Origin of the sequence: Achromobacter piechaudii NBRC 102461 (assembly GCF_001571245.1) — a bacterium.
In the GTDB taxonomy this organism is placed as follows: Bacteria; Pseudomonadota; Gammaproteobacteria; order Burkholderiales; family Burkholderiaceae_B; genus Achromobacter; species Achromobacter piechaudii.
This window is the reverse complement of the sequence record NZ_BCTK01000008.1, coordinates 340185-360194: the sequence shown is the minus strand read 5'-3', so window position 1 is coordinate 360194 and position 20010 is coordinate 340185. Positions and strand designations below refer to the sequence as shown.

The window sequence follows — 20010 nt, the reverse complement described above, 5'->3', positions numbered from 1 at the left end:
CATGCAAGGTGGCCAGGCCGATACCGACGGCGGCGCGATCGACAGCGAATGGGTGCCGGTGGACATGGCCGCCGTGGCCGAGCTGGTCGGCAAGCCGCTGGCGACGCCGGACGCGCTGGGCAACACGCACAACGCGGACTTCGTGTCCAACCCCGACAACCTGAAGTTCTCGGAAAAGCTGCGCACCTTGTTCGTGGGCGAGGACAGCGGCGGCCACGTCAACAACTTCATGTGGGCCTACAACATCGACACCAAGGCCTTGTCGCGTCTGCTGTCCTGCCCGGTGGCTGCTGAATCGACCGGCTTGCAGGCCGTGGACGAGATCAACGGCTGGACCTACATCACCAGCAACTTCCAGCACGCGGCCGATTGGGGCAGTGTGCACGCGGTGGTGCGGCCGACGCTGGAGCCGCTGGTCAAGGCCAACTACAAGGACGGCTTTGGCGCGGCGGTGGGTTACCTGACCGGCGTGAAGATCGGCGCGTAAGCGCGGCGCGGCGTCGGCCGTCAAGCGGTCGCCGCGCCTGCATATCGCGCGTCACTACCTGGCGCTGCATCACAAAGCGCCTTATCAAAAAACGCCCCAGAAAGAAGCCTCAAAGGGATCGGTACGCCGGTCCCTTATTCATTACTGGCATCGAAACCAGCGGGAATCATTTCATAGGTGTAACGCCGGCCATGTCTGCGTCGGCGGCCTCCTACACTCGGCGGCGTCGGGCTTGCCTGACGGATTCGATGCGTCTTCCGGCATGCGCGCCGGCGCTCGCCGCGCCGGGTTCAGGTGCGCAAAGCCGGTTCGTTGTTGGGTAATGAAACCTGGGAGCGTTCACATGAAAAATACTGATCACAATGCGCGTCGGAGGCTGCTCAAGCTGCTGGGCGGCGCGCCGATGCTGCCGCTGGGCGGCGCGGGGCTGGCCGCTTGGTTGCGCGGGCGCGACGCGCATGCGTCCGAGGACGGCGCAAGCGATGTCCCGGCCCCCGGCATGCGCTCGCGTGCTGGCGCCGGCGCGCCGCCTGCCCGATTTGCGTCCGCCGAGTTCGTCTCCATGGCCGCGCCCGGCCTGTCCGAGCCGGAAGGCATGGCGCGCACCACCGTGGAATCCGCGATGGACCTGGTCTATGCCGATGGTTCGCGCCACCGCGTGCAGCTGGGCTACGAAGCCTTCTTCATGACGGGCGACCGCGTGCCGGATGGCAAGGGCGGGCTGGTGCTGGCGGGCGGCTACGTCGATATCCATGGCGCGCCCATCATGGATACGTCGGTGCCGGGCCGCGAGCGCCCGTTCTACTCGGACTGCCCGGATGGCATGTCGCTGCTGACGCTGGCGCGGCCGGTGGGCGAGGCCGATGGCGCCACCGGCCCGCCCAGCGCCACGGTATACGCGGTGGTGCAGTTCGAATATCTGTCGCGCAACCGGGCGGGCAAGGACATGTGGGCCTGCCTGCCATCGCCCATCGCCGTGCTGACGCTGTCGCAAGACCTGCAAACCGGCCAGTTGCGCCTGATCCGCTACAGCAACGTGGACACCGCGCCCGTGCATGGCCTGTGGGTCACCTGCGGAGCCAGCCTGTCGCCGTGGAACACGCATCTGTCCAGCGAAGAGTACGAGCCCGACGCCACCACCGCGCGCACCTCGGCATCGTTCCGCGCGTTCAGCGGCCATCTGTATGGCGATGCGCGCCGCGCCAATCCGTATCACTACGGCCACCTGCCCGAAATCACCGTGAACGCGGACGGCACCGGCAGCATCAAGAAGCACTACTGCATGGGCCGCATCTCGCATGAGCTGGTGCAGATCATGCCCGACCAGCGCACCGCGCTGATGGGCGACGACGCTACCAACGGCGGCCTGTTCATGTTCGTGGCCGACCGGCCGGCCGACCTGTCCTCGGGCACGCTGTACGTGGCGCGCTGGAATCAGACCTCGGGTGTGGGACCGGGCTCGGCCGACCTGGCGTGGATACGGCTGGGCCACGCCACCAGCGCCGAGGTCAAGGAAATGGCCGACGAGCTGGTCGCCGCCGACATCATGGACGTGCGCACGAAGGACCCGGCGAACCCCGCCTACACGCGCATCCGCTACGACGGCAAGGACAACTGGGTACGCCTGAAACCCGGCCGCCGTCAGGCCGCAGCCTTTCTTGAAACGCATCGCTACGCCGCGCTGGCGGGCGGCACGCTGGCCTTCACCAAGATGGAGGGCACCACGGTCAACGCCAAGGACAAGATTGCGTACACCGCCATGGCGCACATCGAAACGTCGATGGTCGATGGCACGTCGCCGCACCTGCGCGTCGAAGGACCGGATGCCGGGGCGGTCTATCAGTTGCGCCTGAGGGCAGGGCAGGTGGACACGGGCGGCAAAGCCATCGACAGCGAATGGGTGCCGGTCGACATGGCCGCCGTGCCCGAGCTGGTGGGCGCAATGCTGGCAAGCCCCGACGCGCTGGGCAACCGTCATCGCAGCGACCGGATCTCGAATCCGGACAACCTGAAATTCTCGGAAAAGCTGCGCACGCTGTTCGTGGGCGAAGACAGCATGGGCCGGGTCAACAGTTTCCTGTGGGCGTTCAACGTGGACACGCGCGTGTTGTCGCGCCTGCTGTCCTGCCCGGTGGCGGCGGAATCCACGGGGCTGCATGCGGTGGACGACATCAACGGCTGGACCTACATCACCAGCAACTTCCAGCACACGGCGGATTGGAACGACGTGCATGACGTGGTGCGGCCCGTGCTGGAACCGTTGGTCAAGGCCAAGTACCGCAACGGCCGGGGCGCTTCCGTGGGTTATCTCACGGCGGTGAAGCTAGGCCGCTGACGGCCGGCGCAAGGCGGCGCGCCCGCCGCCTTGCAAAAGAAATCTGATTCGTCGATCAAGCTTTCTGCTCTTTGTTTCATGGGTCTTTCACGTTCGGTCGCCACACTGTGCGCAGCGTAAACCGTGTTCATGAAACGAGAAGAGAAGCATGAGAACAATGGATTGGAGAAGATGGTGCGCCATGTTGCTGGCGACCAGCGCATTGGCGGGCTGCGGCGGCGGGGATGACGACGATGACGCGGCGACCGCGCCGCCGCCAACGACGCAACCGCCCGTGACCGAACCTGCGCAGCCGCGCGCCGACAAGGTGCTGTTCATCGGCGTGGACGGCCTGACCTACGACGCCATGCGCCGTGGTGTGGCCGACCGGTCGCTTGCCAACCTGGGCCAGCTGACTGCCACGCGCGCCTGGACCGGCGGCGTGACGGGCGAGGTCACGCAACAGCCGACGCTGGCCACGCCGGGTTGGGCAACGCTGCTGACGGGCCAATGGGCGGACGTGCATGGCGTGCGCTCCAACGCAGCGGGGCAGGCGATGAAGGCGGCCACCCTGTTCCAGCGCATCAAGCAGGCGCAGCCGCAGGCCCGCCTGGCGGGCGCGTTCAATTCCCCGGCGCAGGCCAGCCTGCTGGGCGGCGATCGCGACGCCGGCTATCTGCAAGCACTGACCGACTGCGCGGGCGTGGACGACTGCGTCGCCTCGCAAGCGCGTGACCGCATCACCGAAGGCTACGACGTGGTCGTGGCGCAGTTCGGCGCGCCGGAACGCGCCGCGTCGGACAACGGTTTCAACGCCAGCTACGACGCCGTGATTCGGCAGACGGACGCGGCCATCGGCGTGCTGGCCAAGCAGCTTGCCGAGCGCCGCGCCGCGCATCCGAACGAAAACTGGCTGATGGTGGTGGCCTCCAGCCACGGACTGGGCAAGACGGGCGTGGCCGATGGCCTGGCCTTGTCCGAGAACAAGACCATCTTGCTGGCCGCGAACCAGCCCGCGCTGCTGGGCGGCAGCGCGGACGATGCCTCGTTCGACGGCGTATGGGACAGCAATTGGTACGCGCTGCCCAGCGCCGCCGATGTGGCTCCCACGATGCTGGCGCACCTGGGCGCATTGCCCGCGCCCGCGCAGTACGACATGGCCGGCACGCCCTTGTCCGAAACCCTGGCGCTGCGCCGGTTGTCGGCGCGCACGTCGATGGACAACAAGACGGTGACGCTGTCCTGGGTGCGCGTGGGCGAACCCGAGGGCGACATCGTCGTCAGCCGCGATGGCGTCGAAGTGGCGCGCCTGGCGGGCACGGAGGCCAGCTACGCCGACAGCGGTTTCACCTTCGACACGGAAGGCGTGCACACGCTGAACTACACCGTGTCGGCCGGTCGCGCCACCAGCGCAACGCGCGCCTCGGTGGTGTATACCAAGCCGGTGCCGCTTTTGGCCTCGCTGCGCACGGGTCTGACGATGCTGTTCCCGTTCGAAGGCAACGTGACCGACATCGCGGCGGGCGGCGGCCAGATCACTCCGTATGACGGCGTGCAGACGCCCGCGTTCGCCGATGCCGGCGTGTTCGGCAAGATGTTCAAGAACGATCGCGGGTCCGCTGCGCTGGGCGCGTTCAAGCTGGATTACCCGGCAGGCATGCTCGACAGCCTGTCCGCCTTCACCATCGGCTTCTGGTATCAGTCCGACGGCACGGCGAACGACCGTTCGATCCTGGGCAACAAGGACTACAACTCCGGCGGCAACCCCGGCATCACCATCGCCCAATGGGCCGGCCCCGAGCTGCGCTTCAACCTGGCCGGCGGCGGTTCGCGCGTCGATATCAACGGGGTGAAGTTCACGCCGAACAAGCCGGTGTACATCGCCATGGCCATCGACAAGACGGCCAAGACGATGACGGCCTTTGTCTACGACAGCGAAATCGGCTTCACGCGCCGCGTCACGGCCACCGGTTCGGTGAACCTGGCGCAAGTGGCCGGCCTGTTCGGCCCCCACATCGGCCTGAACGAAGACGGCCGGGGCACCTACGGCATCTGCTGCGCCGGCACCAAGGGCCCGTACACGATGAATTTTGACGACCTGGCTTTCTGGTCACGCGCCTTGACCGAGGACGAAGTGAAGTCCCTGGCGCTGTCCGGCAAGTCCGTTTCCGAACTGTTTCCCTGATGTGCCAAGGATAGAAAAACCATGAGCAAGTCCCTGATATTGCGCGGCGTGCTGCGCGCTGGCGCGGTGCTGATGTTGACCGCAACCCTGGCCGCTTGCGGCGGCGATGACGGCGATGGCGGCAAGTCCGACAACGGCGCCGGCGCCCCCGGCAACGGCGGTACCGAAACGCCGGTGACCCCGCCCACCCCGGCCAAACCCGAACTGCGTTGCGCGCCCTGAGCCGCGATCTCCATCGAATCCTAGGAATAGCATCCGTGACGTCCCAACAAGACCCGATCCACGCCGGCAAGCGCCGCTTCCTGCGTCAAGCCGCCGCGTCCACCGCCGGCCTGACCGCGCTGTCGATGTTCCCGCCCGCCATCCGCCGCGCGCTGGCCATACCCGCCAACAACCGCACGGGCACGATCAATGACGTCGAGCACGTGGTGATCCTGATGCAGGAGAACCGTTCGTTCGACATGTACTTCGGCACCTATAAAGGCGTGCGCGGCTTTGGCGACCGCATCACGATCCCGCTACCGCAGAACCGCTCGGTCTGGGAGCAGACCAACGGCACGCGCGTGGTGATGCCGTATCACCTGGACAGCACGCAGGGCAACGCCCAGCGCGTGTCCGGCACGCCGCACGACTATATGGACGCGCAAATGGCCTGGGACGGCGGCCGCATGGACCAGTGGCCGCGCTACAAGCAGAATCAGTCCATGGGCTATTACCGCCAGAAAGAGGTCGAGTTCCAGTTTGCGCTGGCCGAGGCCTTCACGCTGTGCGATGCCTATCACTGTTCGACCCATGGCGGCACCAATACCAACCGCCTGTTCCTGTGGACGGGCACCAACGATCCGCTGGCCCAGGGCAACGGCCCCTCGACCCGCAACCAGTGGGACAGCCTGGGCGCATCGACCACGGGCTGGACGTGGACGACGTATCCCGAACGTCTGCAAAAGGCCGGCGTCAGCTGGAAGGTCTACCAGAACCTGCCCGAGAACTTCGGCGACAACTCGCTGGCCGGCTTTCAGCAGTACCGCCGCGCCAACGAGCAGGCCGGCAACGCCGCCAACGGTTCGCCGTACCCGGCCTGGACGCCCAGCATGGACGCCACCAACCCCTTGTACAAGGGCACGGCCAACACCATGCCGGACGGCGGCTTCCTGCAATCGCTGCGCGACGACGTCAACAACGGCACCTTGCCGCAAGTGTCGTGGATCGTGGCGCCCGCCACGTATTCAGAACATCCCGGCCCGTCCAGCCCGGTGCAGGGCGCGTGGTACATCCAGGAAACGCTGGATGCGCTGACGGCCAACCCGGACGTCTGGAGCAAGACCGTCCTGCTGATCAACTTCGACGAGAACGACGGTTACTTCGACCACGTGCCGTCGCCCGCCGCGCCGTCGATCAATGCCGATGGCTCGATGGCCGGCGCGTCCACCGTCAACACCGACCTGGAACGCCACACGCACGCGTCGGCGCAGGATGCGGCGGACAACCGCGTCTACGGCCCCGGCCCGCGCGTGCCGATGTACGTGGTGTCGCCGTGGAGCCGTGGCGGCTGGGTCAATTCCCAGGCGTTCGACCACACGTCGGTGCTGCGTTTCCTGGAAGCGCGTTTCGGCGTGCCGGAGGACAACATCAGCCCGTGGCGCCGCGCCGTGCTGGGCGACATGACCTCGGCGTTCAACTTCGCCACGCCCAATGACGAAAAGCTGCCGGACCTGAACATCCTGACCCGTGCGGGCGCCGACCAGTTGCGCGCCGACCAGCAGGCGCTGACCGCCGTGCCGCTGCCGGACACGACGACCCAGGCCAAGCCGGTGCAGGAGCCGGGCGTGCGCTATTCCCGCGCCTTGCCCTATGAGCTGCACACCAGCGGCCGCAGCCAGCCCACCACGGGCAACATGTGGCTGCTGTTTTCCAATACCGGCAAGCAGGCGGCGGTCTTCCATGTGTACGACCGGCTGCATCTGGACCGTCTGCCGCGCCGCTATACGGTCGAACCGGGCAAGCAGCTGGAAGGCAGCTGGGATACGGCGGCCGACGGTGGCAAGTACGACCTGTGGGTGCTGGGCCCCAACGGCTATCACCGCCACTTCGCGGGCGACCTGGCGCTTGCGCGCACGTCGCAGCTGGATCCGGAAATCCGCGTCTGCTACGACATCGCCAATGGCGACGTCTACGTCAGCTTCATCAACAGCGGCAAGGACGCGTGCACCTTCGTCGTTACGCCCAACGCGTACTACAGCAATAACGAGCGTTGGACGTTGACCGTGCCGGCCGGCAGCAAGGTCGAACAGCATTGGGCGCTGGAAGGCAGCGGCCACTGGTACGACTTCACGGCCCGCCTGTCCGAAGACCCGGCTTACCTGCGCCGCTTCGCCGGCCGGGTGGAAACCGGCAAGCCGTCCGTCACCGATCCGGCGATGGCGACCTGACGGGCTCAGGCGGCGGTCTGCGCCTCGCGCGCCCGGAAGGCCGTGGCGCACGCCTCGCAGATCGCCGCCGTGATGCCCTGGCGCGCATGTTCACGCCGTTCCAGCATGCCGATGGCCCGCGAAAGCGGGCCCAGGTCTTGCGGCAGCGTCAGGATCCGCAGTTCGGGACTGTGCTGCCAGTTCGATCCGTTGATCAGCGGCAACAGGGTGACGCCCACTTCCTGGCGCACCAGCTCCACCAGCGTTTCGATGGCGTTCAGCTCCAGGAATTCAGTCAGCGGCACACCCAGGCGGCGCAGCAGCCGGTCGATCTGCAAACCGGTGCGCTGGGTGCGGTCAAACCGCAGGAAGGGGTTGCTGGCCAGCACCTGGCGGGCGTCCTGACCGGCCGCCGAGGCCGGCGCAATCACCACCAGTTGTTCTTCATATAGCGGGGTCCAGCGCGTGCTGGCCATCTTGCGCCCGGCTTCCACCAGGAAGGCCGCGTCCAGTTCCCCGTCTTCGACCTTGCCCGCCAGTTCGCTGGCCTTGCCCGACAGGATGCGCACGTCCAGCTTGGGATGGGCCTTCTTCAGCCCCGACACGACCTTGGACAGCGTGCCCATGCACGACACGATGCTGCCCACGGAAACCGCGCCGGCCAGCTCGCCCGGCGCCGTGCTGGGCAGCCGCATCCGGTCGTATAAATCCAGCAGATGCTTGATTTCAGGTAGCAATTCGCGGCCAGCTGCGTTAAGAATGGCAAGTCGGCCGCTGCGGTCGAACAGTTCCCGGCCCAGCTCCGCTTCCAGCGCCCGCATCTGGAAACTGACGGCGGCCTGCGTCAACGCCACCTGCTCGGCCGCTTCGGAAAAAGAGCCATGGTGCGCGACCGCCAGGAAAGTGCGTAAAAACCGGATCGTACTCATAAAAAATTCTTTTATGACGGAACAAAAAATCAAATTGATTTAATTAGATCACGAGAGTACCTTCGCCTGCTTAACCGTTCAGACCGTTTAGAGACAAGCCGATGAAAACCTTTGACTGGGTCAACCCGTATCCTTCCGTACGCATCCCGCTGTTTGCGCGCAACGTGGTGTCCACGTCGCATCCGCTGGCGGCCCAGGCGGGCCTGCGCATGCTGCTCAAGGGCGGCAACGCCGTTGACGCGGCGATTGCCGCCGCCGCCACGATCGTGCTGGTCGAGCCGGTGTCCTGCGGCCTGGGCGGCGACTGCTTCGCCATCGTCTGGGACGGCAAGGAACTGCACGGCCTGAATTCGTCCGGCGTGGCGCCGGCCGCCTGGAACACCGCCTATTTCAAGGCCAAATACGGCACGGGCCCCGATGGCCTGGCCATTCAGCCCAAGCGCGGCTGGGACGCCGTGACGGTGCCGGGCGTGGTGGCCGGCTGGGCCGCGTTGCACGAAAAGCTGGGCAAGCTGCCGTTTGAACAATTGTTCGAACCGGCCATCGAAATCGCCGAGCGCGGCTATGCCGTGCCGCCGGTCGTGGCGCACAAGTGGGCCGCGGCCGCCGACGAACTGAAGTCGCAGCCGGGCTATGCCGCCGCTTTCATGCCCGAGGGCCACGCGCCCAAGGTCGGCGAACACTTCCGCTTTCCCGATGCCGCCAACACGCTGCGCCGCATTGCCGAATCGAAGGGCCGCGACTTCTATGAAGGCGAACTGGCCGAGCGCATCGCCGCGTTCAGCAAGGAATGCGGCGGCGCGATGACGCTGGAAGACCTGCGCAACTATCGCCCGGAGTGGGTCAAGCCCATCTCCAAGTCGTACCGTGGCTACGAGCTGCACGAGATTCCGCCGAACGGGCAGGGCATTGCCGCGCTGATCGCGCTGGGCATCGTCGAGCGTTTCGATATGTCCGACATCCCCGTGGATTCGGCGCAGTCGCAGCACATCCAGATCGAAGCCATGAAGCTGGCGTTTGCCGACCTGTACAAGTACGTGGCCGACCCGCGCGCCATGCAGGTCACGCCGGAGCAGATGCTGTCGGACGCCTACCTGGACAGCCGCGCCAAGCTGATCCGCCTGGATCAGGCCACGCACTTCGAGGCTGGCCGCCCGCACGCCGGCGGCACCATCTACCTGACCGCCGCCGACGAAAACGGCATGATGATTTCGTTCATCCAGTCCAACTACATGGGCTTCGGATCGGGCGTGGTCGTGCCGGGCACCGGCATCAGCATGCAGAACCGTGGCGTGGGCTTCTCGATGGATCCCAAGTCGGCCAACGTGGTCGAAGGCGGCAAGCGCCCGTTCCACACCATCATTCCGGGTTTCCTGACGCGCGGCGGCAAGCCGGTCATGAGCTTTGGCGTGATGGGCGGCGACATGCAGCCCCAAGGCCACATGCAGACCGTCGTGCGCATGATCGACTATCACCAGAACCCGCAGGCCGCCTGCTGCGCGCCGCGCTGGAAGGTCAACCGCGACTTCACGCTGGACATCGAGACCAACATGAAGGCTTCCACCATTGCGGGCCTGAAAGACCTCGGGCATGCTTTGAAGTCCGTTGACGATCCGTACATGGACTTCGGCGCCGGCCAATTCATCTGGCGCATGTCGGAAAGCGACAACGAACTGGGTTACGTTGCCGCCAGCGACAGCCGCCGCGACGGCCAGGCAGTCGGCTTCTAACGTAAAGCTCGCAAGCTACAAGGGGAAACACCACAATGAAACGCTTGACCTTGACCTTCGGCGCCAGCGTGCTGGCGCTGGCCGCCGGCGCCGCGTGCGCCCAGAACATCCGCATCGGCCTGCAGGAAGATCCGGACGTGCTGGACCCGCACCGCGCCCGCACCTACGTGGGCCGCATCGTGTTCACGTCGCTGTGCGACAAGCTGGTGGACATCGATCCCAAGCTGCATTTCGTGCCGCAACTGGCCACCTCGTGGTCATTCAGCGACGACAACAAGGTGCTGACGTTCAAACTGCGCGACGACGCCCTGTTCCATGACGGCACGAAGTTCGACGCCGCCGCCGCCAAGGCCAACCTGGAACGCGCCATGACCTTGCCCGACAGCCTGCGCAAGGGCGAGCTGGGTTCGGTTGAAAAAGTGGACGCGCCGGACGCGACCACGCTGGTGCTGACCTTGAAGAAGCCGGACGCGACCTTGCTGGCTCAGTTGTCCGACCGCGCCGGCATGATGCTGTCGCCCAAGACCTTCAGCGACGCCGACGTCGCCGCCGTGGGCCGCAAGCCCGTGTGCTCGGGCCCGTACAAGTTCGTCGAACGGATCCAGAACGACCGCATCGTGCTGGAAAAATTCGACCAGTACTACGGCGCCAAGGACTACGCGTTCAAGCGCGTCACCTTCCTGCCGATTCCCGACACGACGGTGCGTTTGTCGAACCTGCGCGCAGGCGACCTGGACATGCTGGAACGCCTGAACCCGTCGGACGCGCCGCAGGTCAAGAACGACGCCAGCCTGACCTTCGCGCCGGTGGCCGGCCTGGGCTTCCAGCAATTCATGTTCAACGTGGGCAACGGCAAGCGCGCCGAAGACAACCCGTTCAAGAACAAGCTGGTGCGCCAGGCGTTCCAGTACGCCATCGACCGCAACGCCATCAACGAGGTGGCAGGCGGCGGCATCTTCGAACCGGCGCAGCAGCCGTTCCCGCCCGCAAGCCCCTATCACAGCGACAAATTCCCCGTCACCCAGCGCGACGTGGCCAAGTCCAAGGCCTTGCTCAAGCAGGCCGGCATGGAACGCGTGAAGGCCGAGCTGGTGTTCGGCAACAACACGACCACGTCCTCGATCGCCGAGATCGTGCAGGCGATGGCGTCCGAGGCGGGCTTTGACCTGTCCCTGCGTCCCACGGAATATGCCGCGCTGCAAAAGGAAGCGTCGGGCGGCAACTTCCAGATCGTCATGCTGGGCTGGTCGGGCCGCGTCGATCCGGACGGCAACATCTACGCGTTCGTGACGTGCAAGGGCGCGCTGAACGATGGCCACTACTGCAACCCGGAAGTGGACAAGCTGCTGAACGAAGCGCGCACCGTGCCTGACGAGACGCGCCGCAAGGCCATCTACGAGCAGGCCATGACCATCATCCAGGACGAGCTGCCCGGCGTGTACAACTACTACCAGCCGTGGCCGTTCGCGATGGGCAAGAAGGTCAAGGGCTTCACGCCGTACCCCGATGGCATGATCCGCCTGAAGGGTGTGACGTTTGCGCAAAAGTAATGACGAGGCGCGGCAGCCCCCGGGGCCGCCGCGCGCGTTGGACGCGGCGACGCGTCCTTTGGCTTTTTGCGGCGGACGCGCGCCAGGTGCTGTTGGCCTGACGCCGTCCGCCGTTCCTGTTACACGGTTTTCCCCACATGCTTAAACTAATCTTGCGCCGCGTGATCGTCGCGATACCGACACTGATACTGGTGTCGATGATCGTCTTCATGCTGCAGAAAATCCTGCCGGGCGACCCGGTGCTGACGCTGGCCGGCGAAGAACGCGACCCGGCCGTCCTGGATTATCTGCGCGACAAATACCGCCTGAACGACCCGCTGCCGATGCAGTACGCGGCATGGGCCGGGCAGGTGCTGCAAGGCGACCTGGGCAAGTCCCTGCGCACCGACGTGCCCGTCACGACGCTGATCGCGCAAAAGCTCCCCGTCACGTTGCAACTGGCCGCCATGGCCATGTTCTTCGCGCTGCTGGTGGGTATCCCGATGGGAATCATCGCCGCCGTGCGCAAGGGCAAACCCATTGAAATGGGCGCCAACATCGCGGCGCTGTCAGGCATGTCCATCCCCAACTTCTGGTTGGGGATCATCCTCATCATGGTGGTGTCGGTGCAGTGGAAGCTGCTGCCGGCCTCCGGCTACGTGTCGCCCGCCGAAGACTTCTGGTTGTCGATCAAGACCATGCTGATGCCCGCGCTGGTGTTGTCCACGGCAATCGCCGCCTACCTGATGCGGCATACGCGTTCGTCGATGCTGGAAGCGCTGTCCGCCGATTACGTGCGCACCGCGCGCGCCAAGGGCGTGTCGCCGCGCAAAGTGGTGTTGCGCCATGCGCTGCGCAATGCGCTGATGCCCATCGTGACGCTGGTGACGCTGCTGTTCGGCGAACTCCTTGCCGGCGCGGTGCTGACCGAGCAGGTCTTCACGATTCCCGGTTTCGGCAAGCTGGTGGTGGACGCGGTGTTCACGCGCGATTACGCGGTGGTGCAGGGCGTGGTGCTCTGCGTGGCGGTGGGCTTCATCCTGATGAACCTGCTGGCCGACATTCTGTACATCCTGGTCAACCCCCGCCTGAGGCACTCATGAGCGCACTTCCTGCAACGGCCGCTGCCGTCACGCCGCCCCGCAGCCGCAACCGCGCCTGGGGAAAATTCAAACGCAACCATATCGCGATGCTGGGCCTGGTCATCGTCGCGTTCTTCGTGCTGTTGGCCGTGCTGGCGCCTTTCATCGCCAACCACGACCCCTTGCAAACCAGCTTCACCACCATCCGCAAGGCGCCGTCGGCGTCCTACTGGCTGGGCACGGATGAGCTGGGCCGCGACATTTTCAGCCGCATGGTCTATGGCGCCCGCGCGTCCTTGATGGCGGGCCTGGTGTCGGTGCTGATCGCCCTGGTGGTCGGCGTGCCGTTCGGCCTGGCCGCCGGCTACTTCGGCGGCTGGACGGACAGCATCATCTCGCGCGCCACCGAGGCGCTGCTGGCCATTCCGTTCCTGATCCTGGCGATTGCGCTGGCCGCCTTCCTGGGGCCCAGCCTGACCAACGCGATGATCGCCATCGGCGTATCGGCCGCGCCCAAGTTCGTGCGGCTGACGCGCGGGCAGGTGCTGGCGGTCAAGAACGAAGACTATGTGCAAAGCGCGCGCGCGCTGGGCGCGTCGGACCTGCGCATCATCGGCCGGCACGTGTTTCCCAACGTGATGCCGCCGCTGATCGTGCAGGCCACCATCACCATCGCCACGGCCATCATCGCCGAGGCCAGCCTGTCGTTCCTGGGGCTGGGCCTGCAACCGCCGACGCCGTCGTGGGGCTCGATGCTGAACACGGCCAAGAACTTCATGACCCAGGCGCCCTGGATGTCGATCTTCCCCGGATCGGCCATTTTCCTGGTGGTGCTGGGCTTCAATCTGCTGGGCGACGGCCTGCGCGACGCGCTCGATCCGCGTCAGGAAAAGTAATCGATATGGCAACAATGGATCCTAAACGCGTCGTAGAGGTCAACGGCCTGAGCGTGCGCTTCAAGACGCCCGAACGCACGGTGCAAGCCGTGAACAATGTGTCGTTCCACGTCGATCGCGGCGAAACGCTGGCCATCGTGGGCGAATCCGGTTCCGGCAAGTCGGTGACGTCGCTGGCGCTGATGCGGCTGGTGGAATACGGCGGCGGCAAGATCGTGGGCGGCGATATGTTCCTGCGTCGCCGCAACGGCGAGGTGCTGGACCTGGCGAATGCGCCGGACACGACGCTGCAACGCGTGCGCGGCGCGGACGTGGCGATGATTTTCCAGGAGCCGATGACCTCGCTGAACCCGAGCTTCACGGCGGGCAATCAGATCGCGGAAGCCTTGCAACTGCATCAGGGGCTGGACGCGGCGGCTGCGCGCGCGGAAACCTTGCGCATGCTGGAGCGCGTGCGGATTCCCGAGGCGCGCGCCATTCTTGACCGCTATCCGCACCAGTTGTCGGGCGGCATGCGTCAGCGGGTGATGATCGCGATGGCGCTGTCGTGCAAGCCGCAGCTGCTGATCGCCGATGAACCGACGACGGCGCTTGACGTCACGATCCAGGCCCAGATCCTGCAACTGATCCGTCAGTTGCAGGAAGAGATGGACATGGGGGTGATTTTCATCACGCACGATATGGGCGTGGTGGCCGAGGTGGCCGACCGTGTGCTGGTGATGTATCGCGGCGATAAGGTGGAAGAGGGCGGCTCGGACGAGATCTTTGCGAGTCCGCAGCATGCCTATACGCGTGCGCTGCTGTCGGCGGTGCCGCGCCTGGGCGCGATGCACGGCACGGATGAGCCGGCGCCGTTCCCGCTGCTCAAGGTCGAGGAAGCGGCGCACGTGACGAACCCGGCTGCGCTGGTGGATGCGCCGGTGGCGGCGCCTTCGACGGTGCGGCGCGAGAATGGTCCGGTGCTGAAGGTGCGCGACCTGACGACCAGTTTCGACATCACGGGCGGGATTCTGGGCCGGGTGCAGAAGCGGGTGCATGCGGTGGAGAAGGTCAGCTTTGACCTGTATCCGGGCGAGACGCTGTCGCTGGTGGGCGAGTCGGGTTGCGGCAAGACGACGACGGGGCGCTCGCTGTTGCAGTTGGTCAAGAGCAAGGCGGGCACGATCGAGTTCGACGGCAAGAACATCGGGGCGCTGCGTGGCGCGGCGATGCAGACGTTGCGGCAGCACATCCAGTTCATCTTCCAGGATCCGTTTGCGTCGCTGGATCCGCGGATGACGGTGGGGTATTCGATCATGGAGCCGCTGCTGATCCATAACGTGGCGCGCGGCAAGGCGGCCGAGGAACGCGTGCGGTGGCTGATGGATAAGTGCGGGTTGCTGCCCGAGATGATCGATCGCTATCCGCATGAGTTTTCGGGTGGGCAGCGGCAGCGTATCTGCATTGCGCGGGCGCTGGCGTTGAATCCGAAGGTGGTGATTGCAGATGAGTCGGTGTCGGCGCTGGATGTGTCGATTCAGGCGCAGATTGTGAATCTGCTATTGGATTTGCAGCGTGAGCTTGGGGTGTCGTTCCTGTTCATTTCGCACGATATGGCGGTGGTTGAGCGGGTCAGCCATCGGGTGGCGGTGATGTATCTGGGGCAGATTGTCGAGATCGGGCCGCGTCGGGCGATCTTTGAGAATCCGCAGCATCCCTATACGAAGAAGCTGATGGCGGCGGTGCCGATTGCGGATCCGCAGCGGCGGCATCGTGAGCGGTCTTTGCTGGTGGATGAGATTCCCAGTCCGATGAGGAAGCTGGGGGATGATCCGTTGGTGGAGCCGTTGGTGCAGGTGGGGGAGGGGCATTTTGTGGCTCGACATTCGGTGGGGGTTTATTGAAGCGGTGCTTGGGCTAGAGGCTGGGTTTGTTTTCTGGGCTCGGGTGCTGGTTCTTTAGGCGCGTTCGGCTTCGGGGCGAGGGGGCGCTTGGCTCAACGATTGCGGTCCGGAGCCTTCGCTCCGGACTGCCCCGTCGTCATCCTCGTGGCCGCCTGCGGCGGCTGCCTTCGGATTCCCTCGGGCGCATCGACTCGCCTCGCACCCCCTCGCCCCGAAGCCGAACGCTCCGGTAGCTGCCGCTGGAAGGCGCTGGGGAGGGTGGGGTGCTTGGCGTTTTTTTGTCATGGCAGTTGACGCTGGAAGAGGGGGCGGGGTCGCCAAAGCCGGCCGCGCCGGCGGCCTTTTTTGGCGTTTGGGCATCTTGCGTCGCGGGGCTCGCTTCGCATCGCTTTTTCTTTTGCCTTGCTTTGCCTTGTGTGCTTTGGTGATGGGTTGGTCACCTCGATTTGTCTAGGCGGTATCATGGCGGGCTTCGTGCAATCTGCATTATTTACAACGGATTTTTCGCCATGGCCCTGCGCGCCACTATCTACAAGGCCGAACTCAACGTCGCCGACACGGACCGCCATTACTACGGCAGCCATTCCCTGACGGTTGCGCGCCACCCCTCCGAGACGGATGAACGCATGATGGTGCGGCTGGTGGCGTTTGCGTTGCATGCGCAGGAAGAACTGAGCTTTACCAAGGGCTTGAGCGATACCGATGAACCCGATTTGTGGGTCAAGGATCTGACGGGGGCGGTCAAGCTCTGGATTGAGGTGGGTCAGCCGGAAGAACGTCGCATCCTGCGCGCCTGCGGGCGGGCGGATGAGGTGATCGTTTATTGCTATGGCGGGTCGGCCAGCAAGATCTGGTGGGACGGGGTGCGCAATAAGCTGGAGCGCACGCGCAATTTGAAGGTCATCAATCTGCCTTCGGATCAGAGCCGCGCGTTGGCCAAGCTGGCCGAGCGGACGATGCAGCTGAATGCGAACATTTCGGACGGCATCGTTTATTTTTCGGCTGACAAGGGCGAGGTCAGCGTTGAGCCCGAGGTCTGGCGTTAAGCCATTGAACTGAGGCCGGGCGGCTTTTTCTTGATGGCCGCTTGCCAGCTTCCTGCTGGGTCGTTCCCCGATTTTCTTATTTTTCGCGTTACACATTCGCGTCGATTTTTCTTGCGCGGCGGATTTTTGCGGGATTAATATGACGATCATCATATTTTCAAGTTTCCATCATGCCTGGCTCGTCCAACCGCAAAGCGCTGTCCCACGAACGGATCGTTGACGCCGCCGCGCGCGCGATTCGTCGCGAAGGGTATGCGGGGGTGGGTGTCGCCGATGTGATGAAGGAAGCGGGGCTGACGCACGGCGGGTTTTATGCGCATTTTCCGTCGCGTGATGCGTTGCTGGCGGCGGCGATGGAGCGCGCGGGGCAGGATGGCGCGCAGCGGATGATGCAGAGCGTGTCGAAGCGTCAGGCGGCGGGGGCCAGCGCGTTGCGGGCGTGGGTGGAGGCGTATCTGGGCGACGTGCATCTGGGCGGCTGCGAGGGCGGGTGCCCGGTGGCGGCGCTGGCGTCCGAGATGCCGCGTCAGTCGGCCGAGGTGCGGGATGTGTCGGTTCAGCGCGTGCAGCGGCTGGTGAATGCGGTGGGCGGGGTCTTGCCGGCCGATGCGGGCGAGCATGCGGCGGTCAGCGTCACCAGCATGATGGTGGGCGCGTTGCAGTTGGCGCGTGCGCTGGGGGACAACGATGAGGGCCGGGCCGTGCTGGCCAGCGCTCGTCAGGCGATCCTGGACCAGTATGACCGCGAGGGCGCCGCGTCGTCTCACTGAGGTTTACCGATTTCACCGGGCCGCATTGCGCGGCCTTTTTACCGGACATGAATATGATGATCATCATATTTTGTTTGTCAGTTGTCTCAATGCTTTAGCAAGGACTGGATCATGGATTTGAAGAATGCGGTGGTGTTGATTACGGGGGCTAATCGCGGCCTGGGTTTGGCGTTTGCGCGCGAAGCGCTGGCGCGTGGGGCGCGCAAGGTCTATGCCGGAGCGCGCGATCCGTCGACGGTGACGTTGGCGGGCGTGGAGCCGATCAAGCTGGACGTGACCCGTGCGGCGGACGTAGAGGCGGCGGCTGCGCACGCGTCGGACGTGACGCTGGTGATCAACAATGCGGGCATCGCGCAGTTGGGCGGCTTTCTGGAGGCGGACAGCATCGAGTCTGCGCAGCGCCATCTGGAGACGAACCTGTTCGGCTCGTTGCGCGTGGCGCAGGCGTTTGCGCCGGTGCTGGCCGCCAATGGGGGCGGCGCGTTGCTGAACGTGTTGTCGGTGGGCAGCTGGATCAACAGCGCGCCGCTGGGCGTGTATGCGATGAGCAAGTCGGCCGCCTGGGCGATGACGAACGGGCTGCGGCTGGATCTGCGCGCGCAGGGGACGCAGGTGCTGGGCTTGCACATGGGCTTTGTGGATACCGATCTGACCCGCGGGTTGGAAGCGCCGAAGTCGACGCCGCAGTCCATCGTGGCCCAGGCCTTCGATGGCCTGGAGGCGGGCGCCGAGGAAGTGCTGGCGGATGCCTTGACCCGTCAGGTCAAGCAGGGCCTGGCCGCCGAGCCGGCGGTGTACATGCAGGCGCGGGGCTAAGACCATCATGCACGCGACGGTTCCTCGCCCCATCACGCCCGCCGAGCCGGCGGCCGCCTCGCCCTGGCCCACTTTCTGGGTGGCCAGCATTGCCGTGTTCCTGGTGTCGCTGGACGGCACCATGTTGTACGCGGCGTTCGGCGCGTTGCGCGCGGGCTTTCCCGAGGCGTCGGCGGCCGATATGTCGTGGGTGCTCAACGCCTACACGGTGGTCTTCGCGGCCATGCTGATTCCGTCGGGCGGGTTGGCCGACACGCATGGGCGCAAGCGCATGTTCATGATGGGGGTGGTTCTGTTTCTGGCGGCGTCAGCCGCGTGCGGGCTGGCGGGCAGCGTGCAGTGGTTGATCGCCGCGCGCGTGTTGCAGGCGGTGGGCGCGGCCTTGCTGACGCCGGCGTCGCTGTCGATTGTGCTGGCGGCGTTTCCCACGTCCAAGCGCGCGGTGGCGGTCAGCCTGTGGGGCGCGGTGGGCGGTCTGGCCGCCGCCGTCGGCCCCAGCCTGGGGGCGTTCGTGGTGGACTCGGCGGGGTGGCCGTGGGCGTTCTACATCAACCTGCCCTTGGGGGCGGTGTCGCTCTGGTACGGCGCGGGCCTGCTGCGCGAGTCGGTCAAGCCCGAAGCACGGCGGCGCGTGGACGGCGTGGGCATGGCGCTGTTGATGGTGGCCGTGGGCGCGCTGGCGCTGGCGACGGTGCAGTCCGAATCACCCGCCTGGAGCCGCACGGAACTGCTGGTGGTGGCGGCGGTGGGCGTGGTGTCGATGGGGGCGTTCGTGGCCTGGGCGCGGTCCACGCCGCATCCGCTGGTGGACCTGGCGCTGTTCAAGCATCGCACCTATCGCTACGTGAACCTGGCGACGCTGAGTTTCGGTATTGCGTTTGCCATGATGTTCTTCGCCTTCTTTTTCTACATGACGGGCGTGTGGCATTACAGCCTGCCGCGTGCGGGGCTGGCGGTGACGCCGGGGCCCTTGCTGGTCATGCCAACGGCGATCATCACGGGCCGGCTGGCGGCGCGCCTGGGTCACCGGCCGTTCCTGGTGGCGGGGTCCCTGGTCTATGCGGCCAGCGGCTTGTGGTTTCTGCTGGTGCCGGGCGAACAGCCCGCCTACCTGACGCAGTGGTTGCCGGGCCTGCTGTTGAGCGGCATCGGCGTGGGGATGGTGATGCCGTCGCTGTCGGGCGCGGCGGTCAGTCGCTTGCCGGCGCAGCACTATGCGGTGGGCAGCGCGGTCAATCAGGCGACGCGCCAGATCGGCGGAGTGATGGGCGTGGCGATCACGGTGCTGATGCTGGGGCAGGGGGCGGTCCGTCATGCGGATTTCTCGCCCTTGTACATGGGCCACGTCGGGCTGGCCTTGTTGACGGCGCTGCTGTGCCTGGCCGTGGATACGCGGCCGGGCAAGGGGTTGCAGGCCGCCAGCTAAACGTTGCGGCCTGCGTCCAGGAACTGGAACTTCATGAAACGCTGGCCGTCGTAGTCGACGTCGCCCGCGAATTGGAAGCCCAGCCGCTCAAGGCCCCGGGAGCGTGTCCGGCTGGGCGGCAGCAGGATGCTGACCGGCCCGATGCCGAGCTCGTCGCGCCGCGACATGACGTGGCGAAAGATCGACGCCCCATGCCCCCAGAACTGCGGCAGCAGAACCAGCGCCAGGTCGGCTTCGTTCCCTTCTTTTTGAAAACCGCCCCAGCCCGCGAACCTGCCATCGATCCGGATTGCCCAGGGGCCATAGCCGTTCGTCAGCCACTGCGCATCCTTGGCCCTGGCCCACTCGGCCACGGCGCACGGCGTCCAATTGCCGCCGTCAAGCGGCATGTGGCGAACCACGTCGGGGTGGTTCAGCAAGCCGGTCCAATCCTCTGTCGGGATGTCGGCAAAGCGGTGCAACGATAGGGTCATATTTCTTCCCTTGATGGTCCCGGTTCCAGGCCACCG

The 20010-nt window shown here is 65.6% G+C and carries 15 protein-coding genes and 1 pseudogene; 14 read left to right on the top strand and 2 right to left on the bottom strand.

What is annotated here, in order from left to right; genetic code table 11:
- The 5 genes and pseudogenes from API01S_RS21450 to API01S_RS21430 form a co-directional block, all read left to right on the top strand.
- Window positions 1–487 (top strand): annotated as a pseudogene (locus API01S_RS21450) (alkaline phosphatase); the annotation flags it as partial.
- Between the two features lie 343 nt (window positions 488–830).
- Window positions 831–2822 (top strand): PhoX family protein, encoded by a 1992-nt coding sequence (locus API01S_RS21445; RefSeq protein ID WP_061306088.1) that lies wholly within the window; start codon window positions 831–833, stop codon window positions 2820–2822.
- 148 nt (window positions 2823–2970) lie between these two features.
- Entirely contained in the window at window positions 2971–4986 is a 2016-nt protein-coding gene (locus API01S_RS29220) for an alkaline phosphatase family protein (protein ID WP_254598694.1), read from the top strand.
- A 21-nt stretch (window positions 4987–5007) separates the two neighbouring features.
- Complete coding sequence (locus tag API01S_RS21435; protein ID WP_061306087.1) at window positions 5008–5208, top strand: hypothetical protein; 201 nt, start codon at window positions 5008–5010, stop codon at window positions 5206–5208.
- Window positions 5209–5243: 35 nt separating this feature from the next.
- Window positions 5244–7415, top strand: a complete 2172-nt coding sequence (locus API01S_RS21430) for a phosphocholine-specific phospholipase C (protein ID WP_039883161.1) — start codon at window positions 5244–5246, stop codon at window positions 7413–7415.
- Window positions 7416–7420: 5 nt separating this feature from the next.
- Here the strand turns inward: API01S_RS21430 and API01S_RS21425 are convergent, their stop codons facing one another.
- A complete protein-coding gene (locus API01S_RS21425) occupies window positions 7421–8323 on the bottom strand; it encodes a LysR family transcriptional regulator (protein ID WP_050729077.1) in 903 nt (300 codons plus the stop codon).
- A gap of 101 nt (window positions 8324–8424) precedes the next feature.
- Here API01S_RS21425 and ggt point away from each other — a divergent pair, with 101 nt between their 5' ends.
- The 9 genes from ggt to API01S_RS21380 all read left to right on the top strand — a co-directional run bounded on the left by ggt (window position 8425) and on the right by API01S_RS21380 (window position 19501).
- On the top strand, window positions 8425–10053 hold the full coding sequence (ggt, locus tag API01S_RS21420) for a gamma-glutamyltransferase (protein ID WP_006218964.1): 1629 nt from the start codon (window positions 8425–8427) through the stop codon (window positions 10051–10053).
- 35 nt (window positions 10054–10088) lie between these two features.
- Entirely contained in the window at window positions 10089–11603 is a 1515-nt protein-coding gene (locus API01S_RS21415; protein ID WP_050729076.1) for an ABC transporter substrate-binding protein, read from the top strand.
- Between the two features lie 137 nt (window positions 11604–11740).
- A complete protein-coding gene (locus tag API01S_RS21410; RefSeq protein WP_006218966.1) occupies window positions 11741–12685 on the top strand; it encodes an ABC transporter permease in 945 nt (314 codons plus the stop codon).
- Window positions 12682–13560 carry a nickel transporter permease gene (gene nikC / locus API01S_RS21405; RefSeq protein WP_006218967.1) on the top strand — a complete coding sequence of 293 codons (879 nt, stop codon included), beginning with the start codon at window positions 12682–12684 and terminating at the stop codon, window positions 13558–13560. The genes API01S_RS21410 and nikC overlap by 4 nt, the downstream gene beginning before the upstream one ends.
- Window positions 13561–13574: 14 nt before the next feature.
- Window positions 13575–15443: a dipeptide ABC transporter ATP-binding protein gene (locus API01S_RS21400; RefSeq protein WP_156487145.1), complete on the top strand. Its 1869-nt coding sequence runs from the start codon at window positions 13575–13577 to the stop codon at window positions 15441–15443.
- Between the two features lie 509 nt (window positions 15444–15952).
- The gene (locus API01S_RS21395; protein ID WP_006218969.1) at window positions 15953–16489 is read left to right on the top strand and encodes a YaeQ family protein; all 537 of its coding nucleotides are present in this window, start codon (window positions 15953–15955) and stop codon (window positions 16487–16489) included.
- 170 nt (window positions 16490–16659) lie between these two features.
- Entirely contained in the window at window positions 16660–17259 is a 600-nt protein-coding gene (locus API01S_RS21390) for a TetR/AcrR family transcriptional regulator (RefSeq protein ID WP_061306085.1), read from the top strand.
- A gap of 111 nt (window positions 17260–17370) precedes the next feature.
- Entirely contained in the window at window positions 17371–18075 is a 705-nt protein-coding gene (locus API01S_RS21385) for an SDR family oxidoreductase (protein WP_061306084.1), read from the top strand.
- 7 nt (window positions 18076–18082) lie between these two features.
- On the top strand, window positions 18083–19501 hold the full coding sequence (locus API01S_RS21380) for an MFS transporter (RefSeq protein WP_061306083.1): 1419 nt from the start codon (window positions 18083–18085) through the stop codon (window positions 19499–19501).
- Here API01S_RS21380 and API01S_RS21375 read toward each other — a convergent pair.
- Window positions 19498–19974, bottom strand: coding sequence for a GNAT family N-acetyltransferase (locus API01S_RS21375; RefSeq protein ID WP_061306082.1), 477 nt, complete (start codon window positions 19972–19974; stop codon window positions 19498–19500). The two genes, API01S_RS21380 and API01S_RS21375, sit on opposite strands and share 4 nt — an antisense overlap.
- Between the last annotated feature and the right edge of the window lie 36 nt (window positions 19975–20010).